A 21,162-nucleotide genomic window follows, 5' to 3' on the forward strand; every position below is an offset into this window, starting at 1 on the left:
CGTCTCCTAGCGGGTCGCGAACGCGATGCTGAGCGCCGCCTTGGCCACGAGGCCCGGGCTTGCCAGGGCGTCGCGGTACTGGCGGTAGCGCCGGTCGAGGGCGTTCTGGACGACGACATCCGCCGTGACCCGGTCGGTGACCGCATAGGTGGCGAAGAGGTCCACCAGCCCGTAGGCCTTGGTGGCCCGGTTCCGGGAGCCCGCCGGGAGGTCGGTGCGCGCATCCACCAGGGTCAGGCGCGTCCCGACGATGAGCCGGTCGGCGAGGAAGCGCAGGCCCAACGTCGTGCCGATCCGGTCCGGCGGCACCGTGAGCAGGCTCTCGCGGGTGGCGCGGTCGCGACCGTCGATATGGGTGGCGGCGAGCGACACGAAGCCCCGGCCCCAATCGTAGGTGCCCTCCAGTTCCACGCCCGACAGGTCGGCCCGGGCGATGTTGCGGTACTGGTAGGAGCGCACTGGGATCACGCAGGGGAAGCGCCCGGGCCGGCCGGAGCAGGCCGAGGCCGGGATGCCGGGGATCGCCGGGACGAAGTAGGTCGGTCCGACCGCCTGCATGTCGATGAAGGCGTCGACCGCGGTGTCGAACACGGCGAGCTTGGCGCGCAGGGAATCCTCCGGCCCCATCACGGCGTCGGCGCGCAGGTTGACGCCGCCCTCGACGGTGCGGGCCACCTCCGGCCGCAGGGCCGGATTCGGCAGGATCGTGAAGGCCGGGAACGGGTGGAGGCCCTGCACCAGCGTCTCGGTGACGGTGGGGGCGCGATAGCCCTCGGCATAGGTGCCGTAGAGTTCGAGGCCGCCCAGCGGCGCAACGCCGATCGTGATCTTCGGCGAGACCCGCGCGCCGCCGGCGCGATAGGCCCCGCCGTCGAGCCGGTAGCTGTCGCGCCGGAGCGCGCCGACGATCCGCAGCCACGGCGCGGCTTGGATCTCGTCCTGCAGGAAGGCGCCGGCCAGGTCCCGCCGCCCCGACGGCGTGAAGGCCGCCCCGAAGCCGCCGGCCCGGTCGGTGGTCCGGACGCGATTCGCCACGCCGTCGCCGCCGAGCGTGAGCGCGTGCGCGACCGGACCGGTCTCGAACCGGGCGGTGTTGTGGGCGTCGAAGCCCATCGTCGCGATGTCGTAGGTCAGACGGTCGCCGGCCCGGGTGCCGAGCCGGCTGTAAACGCCCCGCGGCGAGTCCTGGAGGAAAGTCAGGGCGTCGTGCGTCGTGGTCGCGTAGCTGTCGAGGCTGAGATCGACGAGCGGCACGTCCGGCCGGGCGAAGCGGTAGCCGACGGTGTAGGTGTCGGCCTGCACGGCGTTGGCGAAGCGAGCCCCGCCGCCGGTGTCGCCGCCATTGACGAAGTCGAAGCGCTGGAGGAGCGCGGTGGCGTGGATCGCGTATCCGTCCGCGGGCCGCAGGGTGAGCTTGGCGAGGCCCGCATTCAGGTCGCTGCCGGTATCGGGCACCGGCAGGCCGGCGCCGTCGCGATAGGGCGCGGTGTCGCGGAAGACGAACTGCCCGAACAGGTCCGCGGCGGTGCCGATGCGGGCGCCGAGCGCCGAGCTGTTCACGAAGCGCTGGCCGTTCGTGCCGAAGCCCTGCTTCTGCACGAAGCCGGCGGTCTCGTCGGGGGCCAGGATGTCGTCGATCGACCGGGTGCGGAACGCCGCGACGCCCCCGATGGCGCCCGAGCCGTAGATCGTCGCCGTGGGCCCGCGGGTGATGTCGACGCCGCCGACGAGTTCGGGATCCAGGTAGAACACGCCGTTGGCGCCGTGGCCCGAGACCTGGAAGTCCTGCCGCGCGCCGTCGACCAGGACGTTGACCCGGCCGAAATCCTGCAGGCCGCGGATGTTGATCGCCTGCGCGGGATCGGTCCGGTTCTCCTGGGTGGTCACGCCGGGCACGTCGCGCAGCACCTCGGACAGGCGTCCGGGCTGGAGCCGGTCGAGGGCCGCGCGCGGGACGACGCTCGTGCCCGCCAGGGCGTCGACGGCCGGAACGGCGGTCTTCGTCGCGGTGACCGACAGCGTATCGAGGCCGATCTCGGGCTCGAGGCGCGCGGCCGGGCCGGACTCCTCCGCCCGGGCGCCCGGCAGAGTCGCCAGCGCAACGCCGAGGGCGACGAGCGCCCGGTGGAAAGCATAAGCCATGATGACGATCGCCCCCGCACAGTCGTTTCCAAGAGCTGGCTGGCGGATGGCTGGCTTGCTGAAGCTTTTCTCGCCGATCGCGATGGCGATGCGCAACAGATTTTTCTGGGATGTCGGGCCGGCATGCCGAGAAGGCCGTCCTGGCGCCGGCCGGACGACGTCGAGGATCCACGAAATCCGGTCAGGTCGGTGTCCGGCCGGCCACATCCCGATGCGGCAGGAGGAAGGGCTGGTCGCCCTCGGGCACCCGGCCGACCGGCCAGCGGACGCCGAAGACCCGCGCGATCAGCTCGTCCGTCAGGACCTCGGCCGGTCGCCCGCGCGCGACCAGCCGGCCCCCGTCCAGAACCAGAAGCCGGTCGGCATAGGCCGCGGCGAGGTTGAGGTCGTGCAGGATCGCCACCACGGCGATGCCGGCCGCTGCCAGCCCGGCCGCGGCGTCGAGAAGCGCGCCCTGGTGGCGGAGGTCGAGACTCGCGGTCGGCTCGTCGAGGAACAGCACCTGCCGCTCCGCGACCGTGCGGCCGGCCTCCAGCTGGCAGAGCACGCGGGCGAATTGCACCCGCGCCTGCTCCCCGCCCGACAGGGTCGGATAGGCGCGCCCGGCGAGATGGACCGCGTCGGCCTGTTCGAGGGCCCGGGCCAGGATCGCGGCGCGGTCGCGGGCGCCGAGGCCCCGGCCGATGCCGTCGAGGCCGATCCGGACCACCTCGGCCGCCGTGAACGGGAAGGCGAGGCGCGCCGCCTGCGGCAGCACGGCCCGCATCGCTGCGAGCCGCCAGGGCGGGATCGTCTCAATTGCCGCGCCGGCATAGGCGACGGTGCCCCGGGTCGGGCGCAGGGCGCCGCTGAGCAGGCGGAGGAGGGTGGACTTGCCGGCCCCGTTCGGGCCGACGATCACCTGGAGGGTGCCGCCTTCCACCCCCAGGGAGACGTCGCGCACGAGGTCGCGCCCCGCCACCGTGACGGTCAGGTCGCGCGCCGTGAGCAGGGCCGGATCAGACATCGTCCGCCCGCACCCGGTCGAGGAGCAGCCACAGGAAGACCGGCGCCCCGACCAGCGCCGTGACGATCCCGATGGGCAGTTCGGCGGGCGCGGCGACGAGGCGCGCCACCACGTCGGCGAGGATCAGGAAGGCGCCGCCGAGGAGCGCCGAGGCCGGGAGCAGCAGCCGGTGCCCCGGGCCGATCAGCAGCCGCAGGGCGTGCGGCACCACGAGGCCGACGAAGCCGATCACCCCGGCCGCCGCCACGCTGGCGCCGACCGCGACCGCCACCAGCACGATGCAGGCGCGCTTCAGCCGCTCCACCGGGACGCCGAGATGGAACGCCTCGGCCTCGCCGAGGACCAGGGCGTTCAGGCCGCGGCCGAGGAACGGGACCGCGGCCAGCACCGGCAGGATCAGCGGCGCCGAGGCCGCGACCTTGGCCCAGGTGGCGCCCCCGAGGCTGCCGAGGGACCAGAAGGCGAGATCGCGCAATTGCCGGTCGTCGCTGACGAAGGTCAGCAGGCCGGTCAGCGCGCCGGTCAGCGCGCCGAGGGCGATCCCGGCGAGCAGCATCGTCGCCACGGCGGTGCGCCCGGACCGCGTGGCGAGGACGTACAGAATGAGGGTCGCGCCCAGGCCCCCGAGGAAGGCCCCGGCCGGCAGGACCGCGTAGGGCAGCGGCCCAGGCAGCCCGAGATGGGCGAGGATGCGGTCGCCGAGGACGATGATGAGCGCGGCGGCGAGCCCCGCCCCCGACGAGACCCCGACTAGCGCCGGGTCGGCCAGGGGATTGCGGAACAGCCCCTGCATCAGCGCGCCGGAGACCGCCAGCCCCGCCCCGACCATCAGCCCCAGCAGAGTGCGGGGCAGGCGGATGGAGAGGATCACGAGGGCGTCCCGGGCGCGGGCCGGATCGCTGCCGTCCCCCAGCAGGACCGCCAGGACCCGCTCCACCGGGATGCGGATCGCCCCGAGGCTCACGGAGAGCAGGGCGGCGGCCACCACCAGGGCCGCCAGGATCCCCAGCACCCAGGGCGCCGTGGACCGCCGGCTCACGCGCGCCGCCCGCCGCCGCGCGGCTCAGTCACGCGGCAGGTCCGGGTAGAGCGCCCGCATCAGGTCCATGGCGGCCTGCGGCGTGCGCGGACCGAAGCCGAGGAGGTAGAGCCCGTCCATGGCCACCAGCCGGCCTTGGGCGCCCGCGGGGGTCTGGGCGAGGGCCGTGCCGGGGGCGAAGATACCCTCGGGCTTCGGCGGCTCCGGGCCATTCTGCATCATCACCACCGCGTCGGGAGCGGCGGCCACGATGGCCTCGTCGGTCATCGGCTTGAAGCCCTCCAGGCCCGTGGCCGCGTTGGCGATGCCCGCCAGGGTCAGGATGCCGTCCGCCGAGGAGCCGGCACCGCCGACGACGGTCCGGCCGCCCTGGACCGAGAGGACGACGAGGGCCCGGGCCGGCCGGGCGATCCGGGCGCGCCGGGCCGCGAGGTCGGCGAAACGGGCGCGGACCTCGGCCTCGAGGGCCTCGGCCGCGCGCTCCAGCCCGGCGAGGCGCCCGACCGTCTCGATCTTGTCCAGCACGCCCTCGGGGCTCGGCGGCTCCGTCACGGTCTCCACACGCAGCCCGGCCTCGCGCAGCTGCGCCAGGACCGCGGGCGGGCCCGCCCCCTCGGCGGCGATGATCAGGTCGGGCTGCTGCGCCAGCAGGCCCTCGGCCGAGAGCGCCCGCAGGTAGCCGACATTCGGCTTCTCGCGCAGCGCCTCGGGCGGGTAGAGGCTGGTCGTGTCGACCGCGACGATCCGGCCGCCGGCGCCGAGGCGGTAGAGGATCTCGGTGACGGCACCGCCCAGTGCGGCGATGCGGGTGGCCGCCTGCGCGGCGGCGGCGCGCGGGGCGAGCGCACCGGCCGCGGCGGCGGCCAGGAGGGTGCGGCGCGATATCGGGGCGGGGGCGTTCATTTGGTCAGGATCAGCTTGTCGCTCGCGGTCACGCGCAGGCGATAGGCGTGGCCGCCGTGGCGGATGACGATCTCCCGGCGCCCCTGCAGGAGACGCGCCGAGCCGATCTCGGCCGCCGGCTCCGGCAGCGGAACGGGCTGCGTCGCGCCGGGCCCCGCGCGGGTCCCAGCCGGAAAGCCGCGCTGCCCCTCTCCTTCGGCACGCAACATGGACCGATCGCTCCAGAGCTGTTGTTTGTAAATCTTCAAATGAAAGACTTACTTGGATAGAGGAACAGCTTAGCGGCAATCGATTGCGGGCGCCACCCCGCTGCGGTGGTGTCGTAATACTTCAAAAATCTCCTGTAGAAACCGGGCGATTCCGATTTTCGGATCCACCGATGCGGCGCTGGACCGGTTCGGCTCCGTCGAGACCCTCGACCCGAGCGATATCGGCCGGAGCGCTGTCGACCGCGACGACCGGGTGCCATCGGGGCTCGCGCCCAGAGCGGGCCGGCATGGGCCGCCACGCTGCGCGCCCAGTCCGGCCGCGCGATCGCCGCAGCGGTGAGGCGGGCGAGGCGCTGCGTCGGATCGCCGGAGCTGAGCGGCGTCAGGCCGCCGCGCCCTGACGCGGGCCCGCGTCCCAGTCGCCCCCCCAATCCTGGACGCTGTGGCCAGGCGCGACCTCCCGGTAGAGCCGCTCCGGCGCCACGTAGTCGGGCGCGCGGATCGGGCTGCGGATCTCGTCGTCCGGCAGGGCGTGCCGCGCGCCCCGCCGGGCCGGATCCGGGACCGGCACGGCGGCGAGCAGCTTCTTCGTGTAGGGGTGCTGCGGGTCGCCGAAGATCGCGGCGCGCGGTCCGATCTCCACGATCTCGCCGAGATACATCACCGCCACCCGGTGGCTCACCCGCTCCACCACCGCCATGTCGTGCGAGATGAACAGGTAGGCGAGGCCGAACTCGGCCTGGAGGTCGAGCATCAGGTTCACGACCTGCGCCTTCACCGAGACGTCGAGCGCAGAGACCGCCTCGTCGGCGACGATCAGCCGGGGGTTCAGGGCGAGCGCCCGGGCGATGCAGATGCGCTGGCGCTGGCCGCCGGAGAATTCGTGCGGGAAGCGCCCGGCCGTCTCGGGCGCGAGTCCGACCCGGGCCAGCAGGTCCTCGGCCCGAAGCCTTGCCTCGCGGGGCGCGGCGAGGCGGTTGATCAGCAGCGGCTCCGCCACCGCCGCACCGACGCTCAGGCGCGGGTCGAGGCTCGCGAACGGGTCCTGGAAGATCATCTGCATGCGCTGGCGGCGGGTGCGCAGGGTCTTCGGGTCGAGGCCGGTGATGTCCTCGCCGTCGAGCAGGACCGAGCCCGACAGCGGCTCGACGAGGCGCAGGATCGCGCGGCCGGTGGTGGACTTGCCGCAGCCGGATTCGCCGACCAGCGCCAGGGTCTCCCCGGCCGCGAGGCTGAACGAGACCCGCTCCACCGCGTGGACGCGGCCGGTCACGCGGCCGAGGAGGCCGGAGCGGATGTCGAACCGGGCGGTCAGGTCGCGCACCTCCAGCACCGGGCGCCCGGCGGCCCTGACGGTGTCGGGGGTCTCGGGCGTCGGCGCCGCCAGGCCGGTCGCCCGGTCGACCACCGGGAAGCGCATCGGGCGGGCGCGGCCCGCCATGGTCCCCAGCCGCGGGACCGCGGCCAGCAGCGCACGCGTGTAGGGCTCGGCGGGGGCGTCGAAGATCCGTGCGGTCGGGCCGGCCTCCACGGCGCGGCCCCGGTACATCACCACGGTGCGGTCGGCGATCTCGGCGACCACGCCCATGTCGTGGGTGATGAACAGGACCGACATGCCCTCCTCGTCCTGCAGGCTCTTGATGAGGTCGAGGATCTGGGCCTGGATCGTGACGTCCAGCGCCGTGGTCGGCTCGTCGGCGATGAGGAGCTTCGGCCGGCAGGCGAGCGCCATGGCGATCATCACCCGCTGGCGCATGCCGCCGGAGAAGCGGTGCGGGTACTCGTGCAGGCGCGACCGGGCGGCCGGGATCCGGACCTTGTCGAGGAGCCGGAGCGCCTCCGCCTCGGCGGCGGAGCGCGACAGGCCCCGGTGCCGGATCAGCGCCTCGGCGATCTGGAAGCCGATGGTGAGCACCGGGTTCAGGGAGGTCATCGGCTCCTGGAAGATCATGGCGATGGAATCGCCGCGCACCCGCCGCATCTCGGCCTCGGGGGCCGTGAGCAGCTCGCGTCCCGCGAAGCGCACGCTGCCGCCGATGCGGCTCGCGTCCCGCGGCAGGAGGCGCAGGATCGACAGGGCGCTGACGCTCTTGCCGGAGCCGGACTCGCCCACCAGCGCCACGGTCTCGCGGGGCCCGACATCGAAGGAGACGCCGTGCACCACCGCGTGCCAGCGGCCCTCCGAGCGGAAGGACACGGTGAGGTCGGAGACCGAGAGGATCGGATCCGTCACGGGCTTCACTCCTGATCCAGCGGGGTTCGACGGGGCGACTCCACACCGTCCCCGCGTCCTCCGACGCGACGATGTTCCCGCCTCTCCGATGCGCACCGACGCTGATGACGGAGCGCGACGGGCCCCCTCTCCCGTGCGGGAGAGGGTTGGGGTGAGGGATGAGAAGGTTCAGGACCGAGCACACCGTCGACGCTCCGACAGGGCGCGCCCCATCCTGAAAGACCTGATCCCTCACCCTGTCCCTCTCCCGCCCGGGAGAGGGGACCCGCGCCCGATCCTGAAGCCCCAGTGCCGGAAAGGGCCTTCCGGTCTGTCCGCCCCTCTGCGGGGGCAGGCGCGGTCACGGCAAGCCGGCAGCCCTCGAAGCCCCGCCGCATGCCCTAGAGCACCCGGCGCGGGTCGAGGGCGTCGCGCAAACCGTCGCCGATGAAGTTGATCGACAGCACCGTCAGGAAGATCGCGCCCCCCGGGAACAGCGCCCAGTGCGGGGCGACGTCGAGATGGTCCTTGGCGTCGAACAGCAGCCGCCCCCAGGTCGGGATGTCGGGCGGGAAGCCGAGCCCCAGGAAGGAGAGCGTCGATTCCGCGATGATCGCCGACGAGACCTCGATGGAGGCCGCCACGATCACCGGCCCCAGGGCGTTCGGCAGGATGTGGCGGCGCACGAGGTGCCCGGTGGTCGCCCCCTGTGAGCGGGCCGCCTCCACGAACTCCTTCTCGCGCAAGCTCAGGAACTGCGCCCGCACCAGCCGGGCGACCGGCATCCAGCGCAGGCCCCCGATCACCGCGACGATCATCAGGAACACGCCGCCCTGGCTGCCGAACACGGCCTTCAGGCTGTCGCGGAACAGGTAGATCACCAGGAGCAGCAGCGGCAGCTGCGGCAGCGACAGGAACAGGTCGGTCAGCCACATCAGCACCGGGTCGAGGAGGCGGCGCGACATGCCGGCGAGCGCGCCCACCAGCACGCCGATCAGGCTCGCCACCGCCATGGCGGCGAAGCCCACGGCGAGCGAGATCCGGCCGCCGTAGATCATCCGGGCGAGGAGATCCTGGCCGAGATCGTCGGTGCCGAACGGGTGGTCCCAGGACGGACCCTGGAGCTGGGCCGCGAAGTCGATATCGTCGATGGCGACCGGCCAGAGTAGGCCGCCGAACACCACGCCGGCGACGAGGAGCGCCAGCACGCCGACGCTGGCGAGCGCCAGCCGGTGCCGCCGGAAGCGCCGCCACGTCTCCCGCGCCGGCGAGGCCGGCGCGCGGGCGACGGGCACCGCCTCATCGGAGGGCGATGCGAGGGTCGAGCCAGCCATAGAGCAGGTCCGCGACGAGGTTGAACAGGATGACGAGGCCGGCGAACACGAAGGTCACCGCCATCACCACCGGCGTGTCGTTGGCCAGCATCGCGTCGATCAGCAGCGAGCCGATGCCGGGTATCCGGAAGATCTGCTCGGTGACGATGGCGCCGCCGAACACCGCCGGGATCTGGAGGGCGACGAGCGTCACCACCGGGATCAGGGCGTTGCGGGCGATGTGCCGGCGGGTCACCGTGCCCTCCGACAGGCCCTTGGCGCGGGCCGTGGTGACGTAGTCGAGGCGGGCGACGTCCAGCGCCGAGGCGCGCACGTAGCGGGTGTAGGAGGCGGCCTGAAAGAAGCCCAGCACCGCCACCGGCATGATCGCCTGCCGGACATTCGCCCAGACCCAGGGCAGGCCGGAGCCCGGCAGGTCGGCCTGGTAGACGAAGGGCAGCCAGCCGAGCTTGATCGAGAACAGCAGGATGAACAGCAGGCCGGTGAAGAAGGTCGGCAGCGAGAAGCCCACGAAGGCCAGCGTGTTGGCGATCTGGTCGGCGAGCGAGTAGGGCCGGCGCGCCGCGTAGAGGCCCACCGGGACCGCGATCAGCAGCGCCAGAACCTGCGAGGAGCCGACGATGAACAGGGTCGTCGGCAGCCGCTGCAGGATCAGGGTGTCGACATTCACCCGGCTGGCGAAGGAGAAGCCCCAATCGCCCTGCAGCATGGCGGTGAGCCAGTGCAGGTAGCGGGTGAGGATCGGGTCATCGAGGCCGAACTTGACCCGCAGGGCCGCCCGCACCTCCGGGGGCACGTTCGGGTTGCTGGCGAGTTCGCCGAACGGGTCGCCCGGCGCGAGCGCCAGGACGGTGAACAGGATCAGGCTGATGCCGAGCAGGCTCGGGATCGCGATCAGGAGCCGTCGCAGGATGTAGGCGCCCATGGCCCGCGCTCCCGCTCAGGCCTCCCTGTACCAGTCGGGCAGGAACGACAGGTCGTTGTCCCAACCGCTGCGGGGGGCCGTGAGCGTCGCGCCCACCGCCGAGACCTCGGCGCGGTGGATCAGCGGCAGCACGTTCTCGGAGACCGCGAGGTCGTTGCAGGTGATCAGCAGCGCCGCGCGCTTGACCGGGTCGAGCTCGCTCTGGGCGGCGTTGTAGGCCTTGTCGTAGGCGGCGTTGCGCCAGCGCACGACGTTGCGGCCCTGCCACTTGTTGGCCTTCTGGGCCACCTCCCAGGAGGCGTACATGAGCAGCCAGATCGCCGGATCGGCCTGGGTCATGCTGTAGGCGTACATCTCCATGTCGGCGTAGAAATGCGTGCAGGTGTCGGGGTTGGCCGGGTCGGAGGAGAAGAACACCGAGCCGGTCACCGATTTCAGCTCGATCTCGATCCCGGCCTTGGCGGCCGCCTGCTTGATGATCGCCTGGGTCTTCTGACGCGGCGCGTTGATCGAGGTCTGGAAGAGTAGCTTGAGCTTCTTGCCGTCCTTGGCGCGGATGCCGTCGGAGCCCTTCTTCCAGCCGGCCTCGTCGAGGAGCGCGTTGGCCTTGGCCGGGTCGAAGGCGAAGCTCGTGTTCTTGGAGACGAAGCGCTCCGGCCCGTTGACCGTGTTGGCGGTGGGCTTGCCGGTGCGGCCGTAGATGTAGGTCTGGATCGACTTGCGGTCGACCAGCAGGTTCATCGCCTGACACACCTTGGGGTCGGAGAAGGCGGGGTGCTTGGTGGTGACCGAGGCGCGCTCGCCGTCGACCTCGACGTTCGGGTCGGTGGCGTTGAGGAGCAGGAACTCGAGCTTGCCGCCGTAGACCACGTCGACCCGGCCCTTGCCGCCGGTCTCCAGGCGCTTCAGCACCTCGTCCTCGATCAGCATGTTCCAGGCGTAGTCGTACTCGCCGGTCTGGAGCACGGCCCGGGCGGCCGAGACCGCGTCGCCGCCGCCCTTCATCTCGATCGTGTCGAAGTACGGCCGGTTCGGCAGGTGATAGTCCGGGTTGCGCTCCCCGCGGACGATGTCGCCGGGCCGGAACTCCACGAACCGGTACGGGCCGGTGCCCACGGGGGCGAGGTTCTGCGGCGCGTCCCGGGACTTGGCGCCGCTATAGGGCCCGAACAGGTGCTTCGGCAGCACCATCCCGACGATGCCCACGAAGGCGTCGCACCAGTAGGGCGTCGGCTTGTCGAACAGGACCCGGACGCTGAGGTCGTCGACCTTCTCGACCTTGCAATCCTTGTAGGAGCCGGCCGTCACCGCCGCGGTGGCGGGGTCGCGGGCGTAGTCCCAGGTGAAGACGAGGTCGTCGGCGGTGAGCGGCTTGCCGTCGTGCCACGTCACGCCGGGCTTGAGCGTCCACACCACCGAGCGGCCGTCGGCGGCGAGCGCCCCGTTCTCCTTGGACGGGATCGAGGCGGCCAGCACCGGCACGAGGTTGCCGTCCGCGTCCCAGGCGGCGAGCGGCTCGTAGAAGATCCGCGAGGCGTCCTGGTCCTTGGTCCCGATGGCGAAATGCGGGTTGATCAGGGTCGGCGCCTGCCACCAGAGCAGCTTCAGGACGCCGCCGCCGCCGGCCTTGGTCGGCTTGTAGCCGGCCCGGATATCGGCCGCCATCGCGACCCCGTTCCCGGCCAGCATCAGCCCTGCCATGGGCGCTGTGAGGCCGAAAGCCACCATCCGCTGCACGAAGGCGCGCCGCGACAGGCGGCCGCCCTTCACCTGCCCGATGAGGCCGCGCAGATCCCGCTCGTCCATGTACGCATTCCCGTTGACCGCCGCGCGGCACAGCAACATTCCGGTGGCGGCCTTGGCAAGGGGCGGGCCAGTGACGGTTCAACTGAAACGTGTTGAGGAAAGTTCGCTTCGTGCACAGCATGGCCCCGGCCCTGCATGCCAGTCCCTCTCCTGCCGCACCGAGCCGAGCAGCGCGACGCGGCCGTCTTTGCGAGCGCAGCGAAGCAATCCAGCAGCGCCACGTCCCCTAATCGTGCGCAGCCCTGGGTCGCTTCGCTGCGCTCGCGATGACGGCGCGGAGCCCGTTATGATGGCGCGAACGCGACGCGCGACCTTCCGGGAGACGACACGATGGACAACCGCAACACCGTGTGGCGCCACGTCGACGCGCAGACGGAGCGGCTGATCGCCCTGTCCGACCGGGTCTGGGGCATGCCGGAGGTCTGCTACACGGAAGCGCGCTCCTGCGCCGAGCACGTCGCCGAGCTGCGCCACCAGGGCTTCCGCGTAACCGAGCAGGTCGCCGGCATCCCCACCGCGGTGATGGGCGAGGCCGGTGAAGGCGGGCCGGTCATCGCCTTCCTCGGCGAGTACGACGCCCTGCCGGGCCTGTCGCAGGAGGCGGGCGTCGCCGAGCACCGGCCGGTGGAGGCGGGCGGCCACGGCCACGGCTGCGGCCACAACCTCCTTGGCTCGGCGGCCCTGCTGGCCGCTACCGCCGTAAAGGACTGGCTCGCCGAGACCGGCACACCCGGCCGCGTGCGCTACTACGGCTGTCCCGCCGAGGAGGGCGGCGCCGCCAAGGCCTTCATGGTCCGCGCCGGCGCCTTCGCGGATGCCGACATCGCGATCTCCTGGCATCCGGGCAGCTTCTGGGAGGTGGCGCCGCCGGTGGCGCTCGCCAACACCCGGGCGGACTTCGTCTTCACCGGGCGCACCGCCCACGCGGCGGCTTCCCCGCATCTCGGGCGCTCGGCGCTCGACGCCGTCGAGCTGATGAGCGTCGGCGTGAACTACATGCGGGAGCACATGCCGTCCGACGCGCGGGTCCACTACGCCTATCTCGACGCCGGCGGCATCGCCCCCAACGTCGTCCAGGCCGGCGCCACGGTGCGCTACTCGATCCGGGCGCGCGACCTGCCGGGCATGCTGGCGCTGGTCGAGCGGGTGAAGAAGATCGCCGAGGGCGCCGCCCTGATGACCGAGACCGCCCTCGAGGTGCGAATCGTCAGCGCGGTGTCGAACCTCCTGGGCAACACGCCGCTGGAGCAAGCGCTCCACGGCGTGATGGAGGAGCTCGGGCCGCCGCATTTCGACGAGGCCGACCGGGACTTCGCGGGCAAGATCCGGTCGACGCTGACCGACGGCGACATCGACGCCGTGTTCCGCGCCATCGGCATGCCGCGCAACGAGGCACCGCTCGCCGATTTCCTCGTGCCCCTCGACGCGCCGCGCAACCCGGCGGTCGGCTCCACGGATGTCGGCGACGTGAGCTGGGTGGTGCCCACCGTCCAGGCCCACGCACCCACGGTGGCGATCGGCACGCCGTTCCACACCTGGCAGGTGGTGGCGCAGGGCAAGACCCCGGCGGCCCACAAGGCGATGGTGCAGGTCGCCAAGGCGATGGCCGCCACCGGCGCCCGGGCGGTGACCGACGCGGCTCTGCGCGACGCCGCGAAGGCGGACCTCGCCCGCCGGGTCGGCGCCGCCGGCTACGTCTCGCCGCTGCCGCCGGAGGTCGCGCCGCCGCTCGGCATGTCGCTGGGGCGGTGAGGCCCCCTCAGAGCGTCCGGGCGCGGAGCGCCGTCACGACGATCTCGGCCAGGATGACGACGCCGAAGATCGCGGCGAGCACCACGGCGACCTGATCCCAGTAGAGCAGGTTCAGGGCGGTATCGAGCGCGACGCCGATGCCGCCCGCGCCGACCAGCCCGAGCACGGCGGATTCGCGGATGTTGATGTCCCACCGGAACAGCGCGATCGACCAGAAGGCCGGCTTCACCTGCGGCCAGTAGCCGAGCAGCAGCGTCGAGAGCCGGCCGGCGCCCGCGGCCTGCAGGGCCTCGATCGAGCCGCGATTGGCCTCCTCCAGCGCCTCGGCGAACAGCTTGCCGGTGAAGCCGACGGAGCGGAGCGCGATCGCCAGGGTCCCGGCCAGGGGGCCGGGGCCGAACACCGCCACGAACAGCAGCGCCCAGACTAGGGAATTCACCGAGCGCGAGGTCACGAACACGAACTTCGCGAACAGGTTCAGCGCGCGGTTGGGCGTGACGTTGCGGGCCGCCATCAGCCCGATCGGCACCGCGATCGCGATGGCGATCAGGGTGCCGAGGGTCGCGATGTGGAGCGTCTCCACCAGCGCCCGCAGGGTCGGCCCGACATAGCCGGCATCCATCGGCCACATCCGGCCGAACAGGTCGGCCAGCTGCTCGGGGGCGTCGTAGAGGAATTCCGGGATCACCTCGATGGTGCGCAGGCTCGCCACGAAGGCCGCCACCGCGCAGAGCGTGAAGGCGAGCCGCGCCAGCCGCTTCCACAGGGGGAAGCGCTGCCAGTGGCGCGGGCCGGCGGAAGCGGGGGCGAGGGCGACGCTCACTGGAACACCTTGCGGGCCCAGCCGGAGACGATCTCGGCCACCATGATCAGGGCGACGATGACGATCAGGATCGCCAGCACGACGTCGAAGTCGAAGCGCTGGTAGGCGGTGAACAGCGTCGCGCCGATGCCGCCGCCGCCGACGATGCCCACCATGGTGGAGTTCCGCAGGTTGGAATCCAGCTGGTAGGTGGCGAAGCCGATGAAGCGCGGCAGAACCTGCGGCTGCACGCCCATGATCAGGGTCGACAGGAAGCCGGCACCGGTCGCCCGCACCGCCTCGACCTGCTTCAGGGAGATCTCCTCGATCGCCTCGGCGAACAGCTTGGCGATGAAGCCCACCGAGGCGACGATCAGCGCCATGACGCCGGCGAGCGCCCCGAAGCCGATCGCCTTCACGAACAGGATCGCCACGATGATCGGGTGGAACGACCGGCAGAGCGCGATCAGGATGCGGGTCGGCCACGTCACCCAGGGCGGCATCAGGTTGCGGGCCGCCAGGAAGCCGATCGGCAGGGCGACCGCGATGCCGATCACCGTCGCGATCACGGCGATCTGCAGGCTCTCGAGGATGCCCGACTGGATCAGCTCCCAGCGGGAGAAGTTCGGCGGGAACATCCGGGCCAGGAACTGCTGCCCGTGGGCGAGGCCGCCGGCGAAGCGCTCGGGGGAGAAGCCGAGCTGGGTCGCCGCGTAGACCGCGTAGAGGGCGAGGAGCGCCCAGCCGGCGCGGGCGGTCCAGTTGGGCCGGAACGCGACGCGGCCGGCGGCGTCGGAGGAGGCCGGTCGGGCGGTCGGAATCATTCGAGCCAGTTCTCGCCGCCGTAGATGCCGCGCAGGTCGGCCTCGCTCAGCCGGTCGGGCGGCCCGTCATAGACCACGTGCCCGCCCGACATGCCGACGATCCGCGCCGCGAAGCGCTGGGCGAGCGCCACGTTGTGGATGTTGACCACCACCGGCACGCCGCGCTCGGCCGCGAGCCGGGACAGGATCTCCATGATCTCCACGGAGCTCTTCGGATCGAGGGACGAGGTCGGCTCGTCGGCGAGCACGATCTCGGGCTCCTGCATGATCGCCCGGGCGATGCCGACGCGCTGGCGCTGGCCGCCCGACAGGGCGTCGGCCCGGCGCGTGGCGAAGCCCGACAGGCCGACCGCGTCGAGGAGGTCGAAGGCGCGGGCGATGTCCGCCTCGGGGAAGCGGCGCAGCCACGCGCGCCACGCCGGCACGTAGCCGAGGCGGCCGCAGAGCAGGTTCTCCATCACCGAGAGGCGCTCGACCAGGTTGTACTCCTGGAACACCATCCCGATCCGGCGGCGCGCCCGGCGCAGGGCGGGGCCGGAGAGCCGGGCGAGGTCCTCGCCGCGGAACAGGATCTCCCCCGCGGTCGGCTGGACCAGCCGGTTGATGCAGCGGATCAGGGTGCTCTTACCGGTGCCGGACGGCCCGATGATCGCCGTGAGCCCGGTGCCGGGCACCACGAGGTCGATGCCCTTCAGGACCGGCTGGCCGGGCCGGTATTCCTTGGTCAGCCCGCGGATCACCAGGGCTCGGGGATCCTCCGCCCGGGGATCGCCGTCGGGTCCGTCCTTGACCGCGCGCATCGCGCTTCCCGCCGTCACAGCCTGCATCACGGCTTGGGCGCGTCCGCGGCCTTCTTGCGGGCGGCCTCGGCCTCGCGGGCGGCCTCACGCTCGTAGGCGACCTTGTTGTACGGCGTGCCCGATTCCTCCGCGACCTTGCGGACGATCGCCCAGTCCTTGAGGTAGGTGATCGGCGCGAACCGGTCGTCGCCCTCGAAATCCTTCACCATGTCGGGCGGGAAGCGGAAATCGTAGAAGCACTGCTTCAGCTTCTCGGCGAGGTCCGGCTTGAGATCGTGGGCATAGGCGAAGCCCGAGGTCGGGAACTTCTCGCTCGTGTAGATCACCCGGTAATCGTCGCCCTTGATCGTGCCGCGGGCGACCATCCGGTAGAACACGTCCGAGGCCACCGGGGCGGCGTCGTAGTCGCCGGTGCCGACGCCCAAAGCCGACTTGTCGTGCCCGCCCGAATAGATCAGCTTGTAATCCTCGCCGGGCTTCAGCCCCTGCTCGGGGAAGAGGGCCTTGGGGGCGAGGTTGCCGGAATTCGACGACGGCGCCGTGTGGGCCACGCGCTTGCCCTTCAGGTCGGCCAGCGTCTTGTACGGGCTGCTCGCCTTCACCACGACGATCAGGTTGTAGCCCTCAGACCCCTTCTCGGTGCCCTTGGCGGCGAACGGGACCGCGCCGGCCATGTTGACGGCGAAGCCGAGGGGCCCGGTCGAGAAGCCCGCCACCGTGAGCCGGCCGGAGCGCATCGCCTCGATCTCGGCGGAGTTCGACTGGACCGGATAGTAGACGACCCGCTTGCCTGTGCACTGGCTGAGGTAGGTCGTGAACGGCTTGAACGAGTTCTCGTAGACCGCGGGATCCTCCACCGGCGTGTAGGCGAAGACGATGACGCTCGGGTCACGGGTCTTGGCCGGGACGTCGGCGACGAGATCCTTGTCGGCGTCGCAATAGGCATCGTCGAGCTGGCCGCGGTTGGGACACGCGTCGGCCCTGACGGGCGACAGGGAACCGAAGCCGCAGAGCAGCGCCAGGGCTGCGCCGTATCGGGCGAATGTCACGCGGTATCCTCCCTGCGGAGCCGTGCCTCGGGCCGGCGCCGTCATGTCCTCGCTCGATCGCGGCCGAGCCTTAAGTCGGCAAACTTGTAGGCGGCGGCTTCCGGGCGATGCAAGGCAGTCCGTGGAACAGAAGTTGAAGGACACGGCCCGGTGACAGGGGCCTGCGGCGGCTCCGAAGCGTCCCGTTTCCGTCGGCATCCAGGTGCCCACCGCCGGAGCCCCAGGGCGTGACACCGGGCGCCGAAGGGAAACCGGTTCCGTCCTGGCGCGCCGCGACAGGGCCGCCGCGCCGCTGATACGGTATCGCGCGGCTGTGGAGCGTTTCGATGCGGCGATCAATCCTGTTCCTGACGGCCGGCCTCCTGGCCTGCAGCCCGCGTGCGGCCTCCGCCGAGCCGGCGCAGGACGGCGTCGCCGATCTCGGCAGCTATGCCGCCCGCGTGGAGATGCATCCCTTCGAGAGCCTGACGCTGACCGACCGGCCGTTCCTAGCCGGCACGTCCGAGGGTGCGAAGCCCGTCACGGTCGCCGGGCTCCTGCGCATCGCCAAGCCGGGGTCGGAGCGGTTGCCGACCGTGATCCTGATGCACGGCTCCGGGGGCCTCGGCGGCAACATCGAGTTCTGGCAGCGGGCGCTGGCGGCGCGGGGGATCTCGACCTTCGCCATCGACGGCTTCACCGGCCGGGGCCTGACCAGCGTCAACACCGATCAGAGTCTCCTCGCGCGCACGAACCTGATCCTCGACATCTACCGGGCGCTGGGCGTGCTGGCCCAGCATCCGCGGGTCGATCCGTCGCGCATCGCCGTGATGGGCTTCTCGCGCGGCGGCCAGGCTGCGCTGTATGCCAGCCTCAAGCGCTTCGACGCGGCCTGGAACCGCTCCGGCGTCACCCCCGCCCTCTACCTGCCGGTCTATCCCGACTGCGCGATCCGATTCCGGGACGACACCGCCCTGGTGGACCGGCCGATCCGGATGTTCGGGGGCAGCGGCGACGATTACAATCCGGCCGCGACCTGCGCCGCCTACGCCGAGCGACTGAAGGCGGCCGGCGCAGATGTCGGCCTGACCGTCTATCCCGGCGCGCAGCACGTCTTCGACAACCCGAACGGGCCGGCCCACCCCGTGGTCGCCAAGGGCGCGCAGACGGTCCGGGCCTGCGCGATCCGCGAGGCGGAGGGCGGCGCCCTCGTGGAGGGCCCGAACGCCACGCCGTTCACCTATACCGCCCCGTGCGTGCAGCACGACCCGCATATCGGCTCCGACGCCGCCGCCCGCGCCGCGACCCTGTCGAGCGTCTCGGACGCGCTCGAGGCCGCGTTCCGGCGGCCGTGACGGCCGGATCGACGCCGGATCGATGCCGTGCAGGCGTCACTGGAGATCGATGACCGTCCGTCCCGACGGATGGGCCCGCGGTGCGGGCTCCCGCCTGTTGCCGAGGAAGTCCGTCGGCGGCAGGGCACCGGGCTTGGCGACCGGTGCGCCGCGCGCGGCCTGCACCACCTGTTCGGGGCGCTCGGACGTAGCCGGCCCCGCGACCGGCGGCAGGGGCGCCACCACGCGTCCCTCCGCCTGATCGAGGCAGCGCCGCAGGGCGCCCGGGTCCGGCAGCAAGGTGCAATCGTTCACCGAGAGCGGGCTCGGCTGCGCGGCGGCGGGGGCCGCACCGAGGCCGGCCAGCAGGGCCAGGACGGCCTTGGCTTGCCGGGACCTGGCTTGCCGGGACCGGGTCGGGATCATGGCTGCGCCTGCCGGATCCGCGGGTTGACCTGCCGGATCTCGACCTCGCTCGGCTCCGACGGAAGCAGCCTGCGTGGGACCGGCGCCCCGACGCGGCCAGCCTGCTGCTGCGCCTGGGGCGCCATCGGCTGCGAGGACGAAGCATTGGCCCGGACCTGCTGCGGCGGCTGTGCGGGCGCGTCCGCCTGGTCGAGCCGGCCGAGCCGCACCCGCACATACGCGACCGAGCGGTTGGCCGCATCGAACCCGCACTCGTAGGTCACCCGCACCCATTCCTTCGCGGGGCTGAGGAAGCGGATCGAATCCCCCCGATAGCGCACCACCGTGGCGGCGCCCTCGGGCGCCTCCGCCTGCTGGAAGATCTTGGCGAAGGGCCGCGAGACCCACTCGAAATCCGTCGGCGCCTGCGCCTCGATCCGCGGCGCGCAGATCTGGGATGCGACCTCGTTGTTGGCGCGCACGCAGGTGGCGTCGCAGCCCGCGGGGGCGGGCGCCGGTTGCGTCGACGCGGCCCTGGCGGAGGCTGGCTGCTGCGCGGGCGGTGTCTGTGGTGAGGCTGCCGGCGGGGCCGGGGCCGCGGGCTGAGCCTCGGCCGAGTTGGCGCCGACAGACCCCAGGGTCGCGGTGGCGAGCAGGACCTGCATCAGCGATCGGCCGCGCTGCCTCATCGTAGCCTCCCACCCAACGCGTATCGCAGACGATTTTTCGTCTTGCGGTGAATTCGATCTCTTCGTCGTCCGCGAAAACCTTTCGGCTCAAGCACAGTCGACGGATCCTAAGCGGCGACGGCGGCATGGCCCTGTGAGACCCGTCCCACATCACCTTTCGGAGCATTCTTGCTTGGCCAGCAACATACCACTTTCAGCCATAACTGATTTGACCAATTTAACACGCCTATACCGACCTGTGATGGCACTAACGAAGACTGCCTATCCCGTGGAATGGATTCTAAGTCAGCGATCGCGGCAGGGCCACTTTAAACAGTTGAGAATGTTCGTCTTTCGACGCGCCATCCATACTGAATTCACGGCATTTTTATCTGAAAAATGAATCCAGAAAATTGTAAAGATTGTAGATTTTTGCCTAACTCACGCTTGACACCCATCATCGGCTTATGGATACGCTTAACAAGCCGTTAAATCGCTGTAACGATAGAGCGACTGCGATGGCATAGATTGTGTTCGAGAGGACACATAAATAAAAATGGGAGTGTATCTATGTTCAAGTCAGTTGTTCTGGCGTCCGTGGCGGTCGCCGGTCTGACGGCCTTTGCGACAGGCGCCTCGGCGCAGTCCCAGACCCCCGTCATGGGCGCTGGAACTACCGCGAACGAAGCCTTCGTCATCCAGCGCGGTCTATCGAACTCCGCGACTGTCGATCAGACCGGAACGAACAATAAGGCCGGCAAGCTCTCGACCAATGTCGACCTGTCAGTCCCGAATCTGTCGGAGAGCAACCTGAACGGCGTCTCGAACGGCGCCCAGACCATTCTGCAGAACGGTGCGTTCAACGAACTGAAGGTCACGCAGGGCGGCTCGAACAACACCGTGAGCACGATCGCCGGCAATCGCTACGGCAATCCGACGATCGGCGTCGCCAACGGCTCGTTCCAGCAAGGCATCGCCAACTCCGTCGACTCGAATCAGCTCGGGACCAACGGCGTGGCGCAGTTCCAGCAGAACGGCGACAAGAACAAGGCGTGGATCACCGCCGAGGCCGGATCGAAGAACACCTACGCGGGCATTTTCCAGTTCAACGGCGACAACAACAGGGCCCGCATCACGCAAGACTACAGAGCTGACAACGCCTATGCCGCGATCGTCCAGTCCGGCGACTATAACGTAGGCAACATCAGCCAGAACGGCAACACCAACTACGCCGCCCTGCTCCAGATCGGCCGAGGCAACGAGGCGTCGATCACGCAGACCGGATCGTCTGTCGGCGCCTTCGGCTATCAGAACGGCTTCGGCAATTATGGATCCATCACGCAGTCGGCGAACTCGGCCAATGCTGCTTTCGCGCAGATCGGCGGCTTCAACAGCGTGACGATCCGCCAGCACTAATGGATCGGGCTGAGGCCCATCCCCAGTCTGACGTGTCCTGGAAGGGGCGCTCCTGCGGGAGCGTCCCTTCTCTCGCCATCCCAGCGTCTTCGATCGCAGGCGCAGTCTCGATCATGCCCAGCCTCACCGTCGATCCGCCCGTCCTCTGTCGCGTGGTCGAGAGCCGCTCGGCCGAAACGACGCGTCTGGCTCTTCGCGTCGAGGCGCCCCGCGGCACCGCAGGGCGGTACAGCCTGGTCGTGCGGAAATCGGATCCGGCAGGCACCGCGACGATGCAGCAGGGCGGTGGCTTCGACCTCGCCCCCGGCGAAACCCGGGATGTCGGCAATCTGACCGTCAGCGTCCTGCCGAACGGCCAGCTCCGGATCGACGCGTCCGTGCTGATCGACGGGCGCAAGATCAACTGCGGTCATATCAGCATATACGATCTTTGATCGGCTGATCGATAATCGCCGATGTCAGTCGGTTGACATACCACTTTTTCGTTATCGGGAAATTATCCGTCGATTCATTGACATGGGCTGCCAACGGCGGCAGCGGGTCGATTCTTATCAGAA

The 21,162-nt window shown here is 70.9% G+C and carries 19 protein-coding genes; 4 read left to right on the top strand and 15 right to left on the bottom strand.

Going from position 1 to position 21,162, the window contains the following annotated elements:
• Positions 1-6: 6 nt before the first annotated feature.
• The 9 genes from MCBMB27_RS20040 to MCBMB27_RS20080 all read right to left on the bottom strand — a co-directional run bounded on the left by MCBMB27_RS20040 (position 7) and on the right by MCBMB27_RS20080 (position 11,576).
• Entirely contained in the window at positions 7-2,142 is a 2,136-nt protein-coding gene (locus MCBMB27_RS20040) for a TonB-dependent hemoglobin/transferrin/lactoferrin family receptor (RefSeq protein ID WP_075382041.1), read from the bottom strand.
• Positions 2,143-2,323: 181 nt separating this feature from the next.
• Positions 2,324-3,148 carry a heme ABC transporter ATP-binding protein gene (locus MCBMB27_RS20045; RefSeq protein WP_075381131.1) on the bottom strand — a complete coding sequence of 275 codons (825 nt, stop codon included), beginning with the start codon at positions 3,146-3,148 and terminating at the stop codon, positions 2,324-2,326.
• Positions 3,141-4,187: a FecCD family ABC transporter permease gene (locus tag MCBMB27_RS20050; protein ID WP_075381132.1), complete on the bottom strand. Its 1,047-nt coding sequence runs from the start codon at positions 4,185-4,187 to the stop codon at positions 3,141-3,143. The genes MCBMB27_RS20045 and MCBMB27_RS20050 overlap by 8 nt, the downstream gene beginning before the upstream one ends.
• Before the next feature lie 24 nt (positions 4,188-4,211).
• On the bottom strand, positions 4,212-5,090 hold the full coding sequence (locus MCBMB27_RS20055; protein ID WP_075381133.1) for a heme/hemin ABC transporter substrate-binding protein: 879 nt from the start codon (positions 5,088-5,090) through the stop codon (positions 4,212-4,214).
• Entirely contained in the window at positions 5,087-5,299 is a 213-nt protein-coding gene (locus MCBMB27_RS20060; RefSeq protein ID WP_043353304.1) for a hemin uptake protein HemP, read from the bottom strand. Before MCBMB27_RS20060 ends, MCBMB27_RS20055 begins: the two co-directional genes overlap by 4 nt.
• Positions 5,300-5,681: 382 nt before the next feature.
• A complete protein-coding gene (locus MCBMB27_RS20065) occupies positions 5,682-7,532 on the bottom strand; it encodes an ABC transporter ATP-binding protein (protein WP_075382042.1) in 1,851 nt (616 codons plus the stop codon).
• A 380-nt stretch (positions 7,533-7,912) separates the two neighbouring features.
• Positions 7,913-8,845 carry an ABC transporter permease gene (locus MCBMB27_RS20070; protein WP_043353306.1) on the bottom strand — a complete coding sequence of 311 codons (933 nt, stop codon included), beginning with the start codon at positions 8,843-8,845 and terminating at the stop codon, positions 7,913-7,915.
• The gene (locus tag MCBMB27_RS20075) at positions 8,811-9,770 is read right to left on the bottom strand and encodes an ABC transporter permease (RefSeq protein ID WP_043379060.1); all 960 of its coding nucleotides are present in this window, start codon (positions 9,768-9,770) and stop codon (positions 8,811-8,813) included. The genes MCBMB27_RS20070 and MCBMB27_RS20075 overlap by 35 nt, the downstream gene beginning before the upstream one ends.
• 15 nt (positions 9,771-9,785) lie before the next feature.
• Entirely contained in the window at positions 9,786-11,576 is a 1,791-nt protein-coding gene (locus tag MCBMB27_RS20080; protein ID WP_075381134.1) for a peptide ABC transporter substrate-binding protein, read from the bottom strand.
• A gap of 330 nt (positions 11,577-11,906) precedes the next feature.
• Between MCBMB27_RS20080 and MCBMB27_RS20085 the strand changes: the two genes are divergently transcribed.
• A complete protein-coding gene (locus tag MCBMB27_RS20085) occupies positions 11,907-13,328 on the top strand; it encodes a M20 family metallopeptidase (protein WP_075381135.1) in 1,422 nt (473 codons plus the stop codon).
• Positions 13,329-13,335: 7 nt separating this feature from the next.
• Here MCBMB27_RS20085 and phnE (MCBMB27_RS20090) read toward each other — a convergent pair whose 3' ends face one another.
• From phnE (MCBMB27_RS20090) to phnD, 4 genes are read right to left on the bottom strand one after another with little or no spacing between them, the layout of a single operon-like run.
• Positions 13,336-14,151, bottom strand: coding sequence for a phosphonate ABC transporter, permease protein PhnE (gene phnE / locus MCBMB27_RS20090; protein ID WP_043379068.1), 816 nt, complete (start codon positions 14,149-14,151; stop codon positions 13,336-13,338).
• Positions 14,148-14,954, bottom strand: coding sequence for a phosphonate ABC transporter, permease protein PhnE (phnE, locus tag MCBMB27_RS20095; RefSeq protein WP_043356475.1), 807 nt, complete (start codon positions 14,952-14,954; stop codon positions 14,148-14,150). The genes phnE (MCBMB27_RS20090) and phnE (MCBMB27_RS20095) overlap by 4 nt, the downstream gene beginning before the upstream one ends.
• Positions 14,951-15,754, bottom strand: coding sequence for a phosphonate ABC transporter ATP-binding protein (gene phnC, locus MCBMB27_RS20100; protein ID WP_051045083.1), 804 nt, complete (start codon positions 15,752-15,754; stop codon positions 14,951-14,953). The genes phnE (MCBMB27_RS20095) and phnC overlap by 4 nt, the downstream gene beginning before the upstream one ends.
• A 26-nt stretch (positions 15,755-15,780) precedes the next feature.
• A complete protein-coding gene (phnD, locus tag MCBMB27_RS20105) occupies positions 15,781-16,803 on the bottom strand; it encodes a phosphate/phosphite/phosphonate ABC transporter substrate-binding protein (protein WP_043353999.1) in 1,023 nt (340 codons plus the stop codon).
• A 326-nt stretch (positions 16,804-17,129) separates the two neighbouring features.
• Here phnD and MCBMB27_RS20110 point away from each other — a divergent pair, with 326 nt between their 5' ends.
• Complete coding sequence (locus MCBMB27_RS20110) at positions 17,130-18,137, top strand: dienelactone hydrolase family protein (protein ID WP_075381136.1); 1,008 nt, start codon at positions 17,130-17,132, stop codon at positions 18,135-18,137.
• A 36-nt stretch (positions 18,138-18,173) separates the two neighbouring features.
• On the opposite strand, the gene MCBMB27_RS20115 is transcribed toward MCBMB27_RS20110, so the two are convergent.
• Positions 18,174-18,542 carry a hypothetical protein gene (locus tag MCBMB27_RS20115; RefSeq protein ID WP_075381137.1) on the bottom strand — a complete coding sequence of 123 codons (369 nt, stop codon included), beginning with the start codon at positions 18,540-18,542 and terminating at the stop codon, positions 18,174-18,176.
• Complete coding sequence (locus MCBMB27_RS20120) at positions 18,539-19,210, bottom strand: hypothetical protein (protein ID WP_236952756.1); 672 nt, start codon at positions 19,208-19,210, stop codon at positions 18,539-18,541. Before MCBMB27_RS20120 ends, MCBMB27_RS20115 begins: the two co-directional genes overlap by 4 nt.
• Before the next feature lie 549 nt (positions 19,211-19,759).
• Between MCBMB27_RS20120 and MCBMB27_RS20125 the strand changes: the two genes are divergently transcribed.
• Both MCBMB27_RS20125 and csgH read left to right on the top strand, forming a co-directional pair.
• A complete protein-coding gene (locus tag MCBMB27_RS20125; protein ID WP_043353994.1) occupies positions 19,760-20,605 on the top strand; it encodes a hypothetical protein in 846 nt (281 codons plus the stop codon).
• Positions 20,606-20,757: 152 nt separating this feature from the next.
• The gene (gene csgH, locus MCBMB27_RS20130; protein ID WP_139239475.1) at positions 20,758-21,039 is read left to right on the top strand and encodes a curli-like amyloid fiber formation chaperone CsgH; all 282 of its coding nucleotides are present in this window, start codon (positions 20,758-20,760) and stop codon (positions 21,037-21,039) included.
• Positions 21,040-21,162 lie beyond the last annotated feature (123 nt).

The sequence above is a fragment of the Methylobacterium phyllosphaerae genome (assembly GCF_001936175.1).
Lineage (GTDB): Bacteria > Pseudomonadota > Alphaproteobacteria > Rhizobiales > Beijerinckiaceae > Methylobacterium > Methylobacterium fujisawaense.

Bases quoted from the DNA above. Each gene is read 5' to 3' on its own strand.
- MCBMB27_RS20070 (WP_043353306.1), bottom strand. From the start codon at position 8,845: ATGGCTGGCTCGACCCTCGCATCGCCCTCCGATGAGGCGGTGCCCGTC.
- MCBMB27_RS20080 (WP_075381134.1), bottom strand. From the start codon at position 11,576: ATGGACGAGCGGGATCTGCGCGGCCTCATCGGGCAGGTGAAGGGCGGC.
- MCBMB27_RS20085 (WP_075381135.1), top strand. From the start codon at position 11,907: ATGGACAACCGCAACACCGTGTGGCGCCACGTCGACGCGCAGACGGAG.
- MCBMB27_RS20120 (WP_236952756.1), bottom strand. From the start codon at position 19,210: ATGAGGCAGCGCGGCCGATCGCTGATGCAGGTCCTGCTCGCCACCGCG.
- MCBMB27_RS20115 (WP_075381137.1), bottom strand. From the start codon at position 18,542: ATGATCCCGACCCGGTCCCGGCAAGCCAGGTCCCGGCAAGCCAAGGCC.
- MCBMB27_RS20040 (WP_075382041.1), bottom strand. From the start codon at position 2,142: ATGGCTTATGCTTTCCACCGGGCGCTCGTCGCCCTCGGCGTTGCGCTG.
- phnC (WP_051045083.1), bottom strand. From the start codon at position 15,754: ATGCGCGCGGTCAAGGACGGACCCGACGGCGATCCCCGGGCGGAGGAT.
- MCBMB27_RS20110 (WP_075381136.1), top strand. From the start codon at position 17,130: ATGCGGCGATCAATCCTGTTCCTGACGGCCGGCCTCCTGGCCTGCAGC.
- MCBMB27_RS20055 (WP_075381133.1), bottom strand. From the start codon at position 5,090: ATGAACGCCCCCGCCCCGATATCGCGCCGCACCCTCCTGGCCGCCGCC.
- MCBMB27_RS20045 (WP_075381131.1), bottom strand. From the start codon at position 3,148: ATGTCTGATCCGGCCCTGCTCACGGCGCGCGACCTGACCGTCACGGTG.
- MCBMB27_RS20075 (WP_043379060.1), bottom strand. From the start codon at position 9,770: ATGGGCGCCTACATCCTGCGACGGCTCCTGATCGCGATCCCGAGCCTG.
- phnE (WP_043356475.1), bottom strand. From the start codon at position 14,954: ATGATTCCGACCGCCCGACCGGCCTCCTCCGACGCCGCCGGCCGCGTC.
- MCBMB27_RS20060 (WP_043353304.1), bottom strand. From the start codon at position 5,299: ATGTTGCGTGCCGAAGGAGAGGGGCAGCGCGGCTTTCCGGCTGGGACC.
- MCBMB27_RS20125 (WP_043353994.1), top strand. From the start codon at position 19,760: ATGTTCAAGTCAGTTGTTCTGGCGTCCGTGGCGGTCGCCGGTCTGACG.